The sequence below is a fragment of the Dietzia sp. B44 genome (assembly GCF_014145245.1).
In the GTDB taxonomy this organism is placed as follows: Bacteria; Actinomycetota; Actinomycetes; order Mycobacteriales; family Mycobacteriaceae; genus Dietzia; species Dietzia natronolimnaea.
This window is the reverse complement of the sequence record NZ_JAALEF010000180.1, coordinates 1-11,022: the sequence shown is the minus strand read 5'-3', so window position 1 is coordinate 11,022 and position 11,022 is coordinate 1. Positions and strand designations below refer to the sequence as shown.

Sequence of the window (11,022 nt, the reverse complement as noted above, 5' to 3'; positions counted from 1 at the left end):
CGGCGGCGGGCGGAGCCTCCGGACATATCGACCTCGCACGGATCGGCCCCGCCGACGACCAGGCTCTACAGGCGTGGTTGGCCGACGACGCGGTGTCGAAGGCGGTACACGATGCCAAGGCCGCGACCCACGCCCTGATGGGCCGGGACCTCCGCCTGGGCGGTGTGACGCTGGATGTGGCACTCGCCGCCTATCTCGTCCGTCCCGGTCAGCGCAGCTACGGCCTGGCGGAGTTGTTCCAGCGCCACCTGCAGCGTGAGCTCCCGGAGCCCGAGGCGGCGGAGAAACAACTGTCGCTGCTGGATGAGGTCGACGAGTCCGAGGCCGAGCAGCAGGCGGCCAACTCGGCGGCGACCCGCGCCCGGGCCGTGATCGACCTCGCCGAGCGCCTCGACGTGGAGCTGGAGCAGGTGCACGGTGCGCAGCTGCTCGCGGATATGGAACTGCCGCTCGTGCCGGTGCTCGCGCGGATGGAGTCGATCGGAATCGCGGTCGACTCGTCGGCCCTGGACGACCTCCGCGACGGGTTCGCCGACCGTGGGCGTGACGCGGCAGAGGCGGCCTACGCCGCGATCGGGGGCGAGCAGATCAACCTCGGTTCGCCCAAGCAGCTCCAGGTGGTGCTGTTCGACACCCTGGGCATGCCCAAGACCAAGAAGACCAAGACGGGGTACACCACCGACGCCAAGGCGCTGGAGGAGCTTCTCTCCAAAGAAACCGGGGACACCCCGGGACGGGCCTTCCTCGAGGCACTGCTGCTGCACCGCGAGGCGACCAAGATGCGCACCACCGTCGAGGGGCTGATCAAGTCCATCGGGGACGACGGGCGCATCCACACCACGTTCAACCAGACGGTCGCCGCGACCGGGCGGTTGTCCTCCACCGATCCGAACCTGCAGAACATCCCGGTCCGCACCGAGGACGGCCGACGGATCCGCAAGTCGTTCGTCGTGGGCGAGGGCTACGACTGCCTGCTCACGGCCGACTACAGCCAGATCGAGATGCGCGTGATGGCGCACCTGTCCGGTGACGAAGGACTGATCGAGGCGTTCCGGACCGGCGAGGACCTGCACTCCTTCGTCGGCTCCCGGGCGTTCGGGGTGCCGATCGACCAGGTCACCCCCGAGCTCCGGCGCAGGGTCAAGGCCATGAGCTACGGGCTCGCCTACGGGCTCAGCGCGTTCGGGTTGGCCGCGCAGCTCGGCATCAGTCAGACCGAGGCCCGCGAGCAGATGGACGCGTACTTCTCCCGCTTCGGGGGAGTCCGCGACTACCTGCACGCGGTGGTGGACCAGGCCCGACGTGACGGCTACACCGAGACGCTGTTCGGTCGTCGGCGCTACCTGCCTGAGCTCAACTCGGACAACCGGCTCAAGCGCGAGAACGCCGAGCGTGCGGCCCTCAACGCCCCCATCCAGGGCACCGCCGCGGACATCATCAAGGCGGCGATGCTCAAGGTGGACGCCGACCTCGACGAGCGGGGGCTGCAGAGCCGTCTGTTGCTCCAGGTCCACGACGAACTGGTGCTCGAGGTGGCGAAGGGCGAACTCGAGGAGGTCCGCGAGCTCGTCGTCGACCGGATGTACTCCGCCATCGAACTCAACGTCCCGCTGGACGTCTCCACGGGCACGGGGCCCGACTGGGACTCCGCGGCCCACTGAGTAACCAGTGGGTAACCACTGACGCCAAAAGCGGGCGGTGCGTTTTGTGGTGCTCGACGTATGCCCTAGGTTCATTGCAGATTCGGCTACCCGACGCCTGAAAGGGCACGCACATGACCCTCACCTCACGGCGCGGCCTCCGTGCCGCACTGGCACTGACCGCCACAGCGGCCCTCACGCTCACCGGCTGCACCACCAACACCGAGGGTCCCGAGGACTCGGGAGAGCCGAGGCAGGAGGTCTCGCTCGAGACGGACGACGAGATCGCCGCCCTCGTACCGGCCGAGATCCGCGAGAAGGGCGTGCTGGTGATCGGCACCAACCCGCCGTACGCGCCCAACGAGTTCAAGAACGAGCGGGGCGAGATCGTCGGCTTCGACATCGACGTGATGACCGCCGCCGCCCAGCTCATGGGATTGCGTGCGGAGTTCCGCGAGTCCGACTTCGAGAAGATCATCCCCGCCATCGAGGGCGGCACCATGGACATGGGCGCCTCGTCGTTCACCGTCAACGACGAGCGGCTGCAGACCGTCGACTTCGTCACCTACTTCGAGGCCGGCATCCAGTGGGCATCGGCGGCGGGCACCGACGTCGACCCCGACGACGCGTGTGGCCTGAGCGTGGCGGTCCAGCGCACCACGGTCTCCGACCAGGAGGACGTGCCCGCCCGCAGCGAGGCGTGCGTCGCCGCCGGCAATCCCCCGATCGAGAAGGTCCAGTTCGATTCCCAGGACGAGGCCTCCACCGCCGTGGCGCTCGGCAAGGTCGACGCCATGTCCGCCGACTCGCCCATCTCGGCGTACGCCGTCAAGCAGTCCGAGGGCAAGATGCAGCTGGCCGGGGACGTCTTCGACTCCGCCCCCTACGGTTGGCCCGTGCGCAAGGGGTCCGAACTGGCCGCCGCGCTCGAGGCCGCAGCGGACAAGCTCATCGAGACCGGTGACTTCGAGAGGATCGCCCAGAACTGGGGCCTCGAGGACGGGTTGATCGACGACGCCGAGATCCGGAAGGGCTGAGTGACCGGTCGGTGAGCACCGCGCAGAACCGCGCCTCGGCCCCCCGAGACGCTCCTGACCCCATCGAGGCGGTGCCGCTCCGGCACCCGTGGCGGTGGGTGTCGGCGACCATCGTCCTGGTCCTGGTGTTCCTGTTCATCTGGGGCGCCGCGACCAACCCGGCCTACGGCTGGGGCACCTACGGCCGCTACCTGTTCGACACCCGGTTCGGCATGGCGGTGTTCTACACCATCGCGCTGACGGTGCTGTCGATGATCCTCGCCGTCATCCTGGGGGTCATCCTCTCGGTGATGCGGATGAGCAGCAACCCGGTGCTCAAGGCCGTGGCCTGGGTGTACCTGTGGATCTTCCGCGGAACACCCATCTACGTCCAGCTGCTGTTCTGGGGCCTGATCTTCACGCTGTACCGGCAGGTCCAGTTCGGCATCCCCTTCACCGACTTCCAGATCGTGCGCTTCGACGACACGATGGTGTTGTACTCGGCGTTCTGGCTGGCGGTGGTGGGTCTGGCCATGAACGAGGCCGCCTACATGGCCGAGATTGTGCGGGCGGGTATCTCGTCCGTTCCGGAGGGCCAGGCCGAGGCCTCCACCGCGCTCGGCATGTCGTGGGGACAGACGATGCGCCGGACGATCCTTCCGCAGGCCATGCGGGTGATCATCCCGCCGACCGGCAACGAGTTGATCTCGATGCTCAAGACCACCTCACTCGTCGTGGCCATCCCGTTCTCCGGCGAGCTCTACGGTCAGGCCCGCGACATCTCCGGGGTCAATTTCCAGCCGATCCCGCTGCTGCTGGTCGCGGCCACCTGGTACCTGGTGATCACCAGTGTGCTCATGGTGGGGCAGCACTTCCTCGAGAAGAAGTTCTCCCGCGGCGCCACCCGCCAGCTCACGGCAAAGCAGTTGCGGGCGCTGGCCGAAGCGGACGGCCTCACCCCCTCCGGGCTCGCCGCGGCCAGAGGGACCGACCAGTCGGGAGGAATGCCATGACTCCGATGGTCAGGGCCGAGCAGGTCTGCAAGAGCTTCGGCTCGCTGAGGGTGCTCAAGGGCATCGACATCGAGGTGGCCGCCGGGGAGGTGCTGTGCCTGGTCGGCCCGTCCGGGTCCGGCAAGTCCACCTTCCTCCGGTGCATCAACCACCTCGAGCGTGTCGATGCCGGTCGGTTGTACGTCGACGGCGACCTGGTGGGGTACCGGGAGAAGGGCGACAAGCTCTACGAGATCTCGCCCCGGCACGCGGCCAGGCAACGCCGGGACATCGGGATGGTGTTCCAGCACTTCAACCTGTTCCTGCACCGCACCGCCCTGGAGAACGTCATCGAGGCGCCCATGCTGGTCAAGGGCGAGTCGAGGGCCGAGGCCTCTGAGCGGGCCAGGGCCCTGCTGGAGAAGGTCGGGCTCTCGGCGAAAGCGGACGCGTACCCGGCGCAACTGTCCGGTGGTCAGCAGCAGCGGGTGGCGATCGCCCGCGCGCTGGCGATGGAACCCAAGCTCATGCTGTTCGACGAGCCCACCTCCGCGCTGGACCCCGAGCTGGTCGGTGAGGTCCTGGGCGTCATGCGGGACCTCGCGGACGCCGGGATGACCATGATCGTGGTCACCCACGAGATGGGCTTCGCCCGGGAGGTCGCCGACACGATCGCCTTCATGGACGACGGAGTAGTGGTCGAGGCCGGCCACCCGTCCGAGGTACTCGGGGCGCCCCGGCACCAACGGACGCAGGACTTCCTGTCCAAGATCCTGTAGCCGGCCCCACGGTCGTGTCGCCGGCGGTCAGGGGAGAGTGGCCACGAAGATCGCGGTGCCGGGGAAGATGCTGCCGCGCAGCGGGCTCCACTGCCCCCATTCACGGTCCAGCCATTCCGGCCACTCGGGCTCGATCAGGTCCCGGACCACGAACCCGGCACCGACCAGTTCCCGGATCCGGTCACCAGCCGTGCGGTGGTGCTCGACGTAGGTGAGGTCGCCCTCCTCGTCGTACTCGGTGTAGGGCGTGCGGTCGAAATACGGGAACGCGGCCACGAGTCCCTCGGGGCCCGGATCGTCACGGAAGATCCACCGCATCGGGTGGTTGACCGAGAAGACGAACCGTCCGCCGGGACGGAGCACCCGGGCCGCCTCCGCCATGACCCCGGCGGTGTCCGCCACGAAGGGGATCGCCCCGAACGCGGAGAACACGACGTCGAAACTGTCGGCGGCGAACGGCAGGCGGCCGGCATCGGCCTGGATCAGCGGCACCCGGGCCGCCGGACCCGTCGACCTGCCCGCAGCCTCGGCGCCCACGCGGAGCATCCCGGCGGAGAGGTCGACGGCGACGGCGCGGGCCCCGCGGCCGGCGATCCACCGTGAGCACGGCGCGGAACCGCAGCCGATCTCCAGGACGTCGCGGCCCGCGACGTCACCGAGGAGAGCCCAGTCGCCCTCGTGGAGTCCCTCGGGGCACCACACGAACTCCCCGTCGGGGGAGTGGGCACCGAGGAAGTCGCCGTGTTCGTCGTGGTACTCGACCGCTTCGGTGTCCCACCACGTGCGGGAGGCGCGGACGGACTCGCCGTGGTCGGGGGGGTTTGTGGACGTCACGCTGGCAGAGTACAGTTGACCGTCGCGTGCGTACACGCTCGCGAACATCTGTCCACCTACGATTCCTATCCACTCCGGAGCACCCCACCCTATGACCACCAAAACCACCTCGCCGCAGGTAGCCGTCAACGACATCGGCTCCGCGGAGGACTTCCTCGCCGCCATCGACGCCACGATCAAGTACTTCAACGATGGCGACATCGTCGAGGGCACGATCGTCAAGGTCGACCGCGACGAGGTCCTGCTCGACATCGGATACAAGACCGAGGGTGTCATCCCCTCGCGCGAACTTTCCATCAAGCACGATGTCGACCCCGGTGAGGTCGTCGAGGTGGGCGACGAGGTCGAGGCCCTGGTCCTGACCAAGGAGGACAAGGACGGCCGTCTGATCCTGTCCAAGAAGCGCGCCCAGTACGAGCGCGCCTGGGGCACGATCGAGGAGCTCAAGGAGAAGGACGAGGCCGTCAAGGGCACCGTCATCGAGGTCGTCAAGGGTGGCCTGATCCTCGACATCGGCCTCCGTGGCTTCCTCCCCGCCTCCCTGGTGGAGATGCGCCGCGTCCGCGACCTCCTCCCCTACGTGGGGCAGGAGCTCGAGGCCAAGATCATCGAGCTGGACAAGAACCGCAACAACGTCGTGCTCTCGCGTCGTGCATGGCTCGAGCAGACCCAGTCCGCGGTCCGCTCCGAGTTCCTGCACCAGCTGCAGAAGGGCCAGGTCCGCAAGGGCGTCGTGTCCTCGATCGTCAACTTCGGTGCGTTCGTCGACCTCGGCGGAGTCGACGGTCTCGTCCACGTGTCCGAGCTGTCCTGGAAGCACATCGATCACCCGTCCGAGGTCGTCGAGGTGGGCCAGGAGGTCACCGTCGAGGTCCTCGACGTCGACCTGGACCGCGAGCGCGTTTCGCTGTCGCTCAAGGCCACCCAGGAGGATCCGTGGCGGCACTTCGCCCGGACCCACGCGATCGGTCAGATCGTGCCGGGCAAGGTCACCAAGCTCGTCCCGTTCGGCGCGTTCGTGCGTGTCGACGAGGGAATCGAGGGCCTCGTCCACATCTCCGAGCTGGCCGAGCGCCACGTCGAGGTCCCGGACCAGGTCGTCACGGTCAACGACGACGCCATGGTCAAGGTCATCGACATCGATCTCGACCGTCGCCGTATCTCGCTCTCGCTCAAGCAGGCGGACGAGGACTACACGGAGGAGTTCGACCCGTCGAAGTACGGCATGGCCGACAGCTACGACGAGGCCGGCAACTACATCTTCCCCGAGGGCTTCGATCCCGAGACCAACGAATGGCTCGAGGGCTTCGAGAAGCAGCGTGAGGAGTGGGAGAACCGTTACGCGGAGGCCGAGCGTCGTCACAAGATGCACACCGGTCAGATCGAGAAGGGTCGCGCTGCTGCCGCGGAGGCCGCGGAGGCCGCGCCGACCAACTACTCGTCCGAGTCCGCCCCGTCGTCGTCCCGTCCCGCTGCTGCGGAGACCAGCAGCCCGGCCGAGTCGACCGGTGGTTCGCTGGCGTCCGACGAGCAGCTGGCCGCCCTGCGGGCGAAGCTCGCCGGCGGTGAGTGACCTCGCGGTCTGACGGCGCCACGGGCGCCTGACGGCCCGGACCACGGCCCCGGACGGTCGTCCCACCACGGTGGGTCGCCGACCGGGGCCGTGATCTATTTGTGCCGGGGGAGATGCCACGGCGGCCGGGGCAGACCCCGGTCACCTAGACTTCGACCCATGCTGATGGTGGGTCTGACCGGTGGAATCGGAGCCGGCAAGTCGACGGTGACGGCAGTGCTCGCGGAGGCCGGTGCGGTCATCGTCGACGCGGACCGGATCGCGAGGGAGATCGTCGAACCGGGCACCCCGGGTCTGGCGATGCTCGTCGCCGAGTTCGGCGACGACATCGTGGGGCCGGACGGCGCTCTCGATCGGGCCGCGCTCGCCGCTCGTGCCTTCGTCGACGCGGAGCGGACCGCCGCACTCAACGCGATCACCCATCCGCTGATCGGGGAGCGCACTGCCGAACTCTTCGGTTCGGCGCCCGAGGACGCGATCGTCGTCCACGACATGCCCCTGTTGGTGGAGGGCGGGATGACTCCCGCCTACCACCTGGTGATCGTGGTGGACACCCCGGCGGAGATCCGACTCCGGCGACTGGTGGAGCAGCGGGGTATGCCGGAGGACGACGCCCGCGCGCGTATGTCCCGTCAGGCGACGGACGAGGCCCGTCGGGCGGAAGCCGATGTCCTGATCGACAACTCCGGCGACCGCGAACCGGTTCGGGAGATCGTCCGGATGCTCGTCGAGCTACGGTTGCGGCCCTTCGAGCACAACCTGCGGACGGGCACACCTGTGGTGGGGGACCGGACAGTGGTGCCGTTCCGGCCGGAATGGGCGGCGGAGGCGGCGAGGGCGACGGCGAGGTTGCGTCACGTGCTGGGGGACGTCGCGACCCGCATCGATCACGTGGGCCCCACCGCGGTCGACGGTCTCGATGCGCCGGACATCGTGGACCTGCAGGTGACGGTGCCCAACGAGGCGACCGTGGAGCGTGCGCTGGCGCTCCTGACCGGTGCGGGATACGTCCGTGACCGCTCCGCCGAACGTCCTCTCCTGCACTGGTGTGACCCCGCCCGGCCACTCGAGGTGTCGATCCTCGCCGAGGACGATCCGGAACACGAGTTCGCCCTGCTGATGGCAGAGGCCATCGGTTCGGATCCGAGCGCGCGGGTGGAGTACTCGGAGATCCTCCGCCGGGCCGACCGCGAGGAGACCCGGGAGTGGGAGCGGACCCTCTGTGAGGCGTCGGACCGCTGAGCGGTCACCCGGCGCGGTCACCCCGCCCTGCTCACCTCTCCCTGTTCACGCCGCCGCGGTCACTCCGTCGGGACCGCACCGTCGACGAGTTCCGACACCGGGACGTGCCTGATCACCTCGGAGGTGGCGGGCCCGGCGGGGGCCGCGGCTCTGCGGAGGGTGCTCGGGAAGACCTCGGACAGACTGGTGCGCACGAGGAACACATTGTAGGCGTTCCACGTGGTGACCAGGTAATACAGATCGTCACCCTGGGCCCACGGATGCATGAACGCGCCGTAGACGCCGGGGAGCATGGAGTAGTCCACGAGGACTGTGGGCCCCGTCCAGGGGCCCTCCGGCCGGTCCGCGGTGCGGAGCACGACGGAGTTGAAGCCCTGGGAGTACATCGCGGTGTACTTGCCCAGATAGTTGTTCCACATCACGGAGAGTTCGCTGGCCGGGCGGGGCAACACCTGCTCGGCGTTCCCCGGGTCGACGACCCAGTCCGTGCCGTCCCAGTACCGGTAGGCGGCCGGATCGAGGATCCCCGCGGCGGGCGGGGCTCCGTCGGTGCCGTCGAGGTCCTCCGCCGACGGCGATCCGGCGAGCGGTACGCGGGCGAGGATCGCGGCACCCTGGCGCCCTGACGGAGTGAGGTACTCATAGAGGTGATCGTCGGCCTTGAGATAGGAGCTCATCTGCGAGTCCCGCCAGGCGGCGTCCACGGGGGGTGCACCCTCGCCGACCGGGACCGCAGAGGTGATCGGCCGGGCCAGAGTGGGTACGACGGTCCAGTTCTCGCCGTTGTCCGTGGAGTAGGCCAACCCCGAGTAGTTGGTGGTCCACGAACCCGGTTGACCCCAGTTGGCGACCGACATGAAGCGCAGGTACTGGACCCCCTCCACCGAGATGCCCGCGGTCGGGATGATCGTGACCTCCCCGGGTAGCCCCGAACGGGGAACGAGGGACTTGGCCAGACCGTCGGGACCGGTCGCCGCTGAGTCGATGGTCACTCCGTCCGACAGGTCGTCGTCACGGGAACGGAACAGGACGTTCGACCGCCACTGGCTACCCGGGATGGTGCAGTCACCCATGGTGTCGCCGAACGCCATGAGGATTTGCGGATCGGTGGGGTCTCCGTTGTCCCACATGATGCCGAGATCGGTTCCGGCCACCCCGTAGCGGCTGATCGACTCGGTGGGACTCGTGGGTCCGGTGACGAGCTGGAGGAACTGCGTGGGACCGCGGAGGACGGGGACGGTGCCCTCCTCCCCGGTGATCCACGGGGGCATCCCGTAGACGGATCCGGTCACCGTGTTCAGGGAGCCCGAGAGTCCGTTGCCCAGGGACCCGGTCTCCAGTTGCTGCACGAGTGAGCCCGAGCGGTCCGCCGAGCCCATGGCCCGCGAGGCGGACCCGAGTGAGCCGGAGGAACCCGAACCGAGAGACGCCAGCGAACCCCCCGCCATGCCGGCGCCGGTCTGGTTCTCGAGCAGGGACCCGAAGTTGCCGAACATCTCGCTGCACGGGCCGGCCGTGGCGGTGCCGACCCCGGTGGTGGCCAGCGTGGCGACGGACGCCGTCACCGCGGCCAGCCCCGTCGCGGCCAGCCGCGATAGAGCGCGGCTCATCTCAGGCCCCCGGGATCGGGAGACGCTCGACGAGCACGGTCTCACCGGTCTCGGCCGGATCTGGGGTGTCACGGGTCCAACTGTCGTCGGCGGTACGCATCCGGGCGTTGGGGTCCGGCAACGTCCGCGCCGGGATCCGGTTCAGGTCGGTCTTCATGAGGAACACGTTGTAGGCGTCCCAGGTGGACATGGTGAAGTACAGGTCCGAGCCCACCGTCTCTACCGCCGGGCTCCAGGGGTGGATGAACGCGCCGTACAGGGTGGGCACGTGGGCGTACGACAGCAGGATGTCCTCGCCCGACCAAGGCCCCTCGGGGGTCGCGGCCTGCCGCATGACGATGTCGTTGTTCGCGTTGGTGTACAGAGCGATGAAGCGCCCCAGCCGCGGGCTCCACGACACGGAGAGCTCACTCACGCGGGCGGGGATCACCGGGGCGGTGGCCCGGTGGTCGGCCACCCACCCGGTCCCGTTCCAGAATTCGTAGGCCGACATGTCCTCGATCGAGCCCGCGGGGACCCGGGCGAGGGTCGCGGCACCACTGCGGCCCGACGGGGTCAGGTATTCGTAGACGTACCCGTCGTGCTCGAGGAAGGCGCTCATCTGACCGGCGGTATGGGTCGTGTGCGGGGCGCCCAGGGACGGCGGGATGAGCTGAGCACTCCCCGTGCCCGTGCGCGCGGTGCCCGACACGGGCGTCCAGTTCTCCCCGTTGTCCTCCGAGGCCGCGAGTGCGGAGTAGTTGGTGATCCACTCGCCGGGGGCACCCCAGCTGGCCACTGACATGTAGCGCAGGTACTGGGTGCCGTCCACCTGCACACCCGCGGTCGGGATCACCGTGACCTCACCGGGCAGACCGGAGCGGGGGAGGATGGACTTGGCCAGTCCCGGCCCCTCCATCGGTGCGTCGTCGATACGCATCCCGTCCGACAGGGTGCGGTCGGACGAGCGGAACAGGATGTTGCTGCGCCACTGGTCTCCCGGAAGACTGCAGTCGCCCATGGTGTCGCCGAGAGCCATCAACACCTGCGGGCTGGAGGCGTCGCCGTTCTCCCAGAGGATTCCCAGGTCGGTGCCGGAGATCCCGAAGCGTTCGACCGTCTTGTTGGGACTGGTGGGTCCGGTGAGTAACTCCACCGTCGTGGTGCGTCCCTGCAGGATGGGGATGTAGCCGCTGTCCCCGGTCGCCCACGGGGTGGCTGGAGTTGCGGCAGGTGTTCCGAGGGATCCGGAGCCGGAGCCGGAGCCTCCACCGGCCGGGGGCCACGGGTCACAGGGCGCGGCGGCCGCGACGGGGGAGAGGACGGTGAGCGCCCCTGCCGCGGGTGTCGCGGCGGA

Annotated in this window: 9 protein-coding genes; 6 read left to right on the top strand and 3 right to left on the bottom strand. The window is 68.8% G+C overall.

Translation table 11 applies throughout. The features are described 5' to 3' along the window. The 4 genes from polA to G6017_RS06930 all read left to right on the top strand — a co-directional run. On the top strand, positions 1-1,661 hold a 1,661-nt coding region (polA, locus tag G6017_RS06945), incomplete at its 5' end, for a DNA polymerase I (protein WP_182616638.1). Positions 1,662-1,774: 113 nt separating this feature from the next. Further along, positions 1,775-2,677, top strand: coding sequence for an ABC transporter substrate-binding protein (locus G6017_RS06940; RefSeq protein WP_182616636.1), 903 nt, complete (start codon positions 1,775-1,777; stop codon positions 2,675-2,677). Positions 2,678-2,688: 11 nt separating this feature from the next. After that, entirely contained in the window at positions 2,689-3,669 is a 981-nt protein-coding gene (locus G6017_RS06935) for an amino acid ABC transporter permease (protein WP_095717232.1), read from the top strand. After that, positions 3,666-4,427, top strand: coding sequence for an amino acid ABC transporter ATP-binding protein (locus tag G6017_RS06930; RefSeq protein ID WP_277819578.1), 762 nt, complete (start codon positions 3,666-3,668; stop codon positions 4,425-4,427). The genes G6017_RS06935 and G6017_RS06930 overlap by 4 nt, the downstream gene beginning before the upstream one ends. Before the next feature lie 27 nt (positions 4,428-4,454). Here the strand turns inward: G6017_RS06930 and G6017_RS06925 are convergent, their stop codons facing one another. Further along, complete coding sequence (locus G6017_RS06925; protein ID WP_182616634.1) at positions 4,455-5,309, bottom strand: class I SAM-dependent methyltransferase; 855 nt, start codon at positions 5,307-5,309, stop codon at positions 4,455-4,457. Positions 5,310-5,352: 43 nt separating this feature from the next. Here G6017_RS06925 and rpsA point away from each other — a divergent pair, with 43 nt between their 5' ends. Together rpsA and coaE are read left to right on the top strand one after the other, a co-directional pair. Beyond that, complete coding sequence (rpsA, locus tag G6017_RS06920; protein WP_095717229.1) at positions 5,353-6,834, top strand: 30S ribosomal protein S1; 1,482 nt, start codon at positions 5,353-5,355, stop codon at positions 6,832-6,834. Between the two features lie 159 nt (positions 6,835-6,993). Next, positions 6,994-8,076, top strand: coding sequence for a dephospho-CoA kinase (gene coaE / locus G6017_RS06915; RefSeq protein ID WP_182609454.1), 1,083 nt, complete (start codon positions 6,994-6,996; stop codon positions 8,074-8,076). Between the two features lie 59 nt (positions 8,077-8,135). Here the strand turns inward: coaE and G6017_RS06910 are convergent, their stop codons facing one another. Beyond that, positions 8,136-9,686, bottom strand: coding sequence for a glycoside hydrolase family 183 protein (locus tag G6017_RS06910; RefSeq protein WP_182616633.1), 1,551 nt, complete (start codon positions 9,684-9,686; stop codon positions 8,136-8,138). A gap of 1 nt (position 9,687) precedes the next feature. Beyond that, on the bottom strand, positions 9,688-11,022 hold a 1,335-nt coding region (locus tag G6017_RS06905), incomplete at its 5' end, for a glycoside hydrolase family 183 protein (RefSeq protein WP_182616631.1).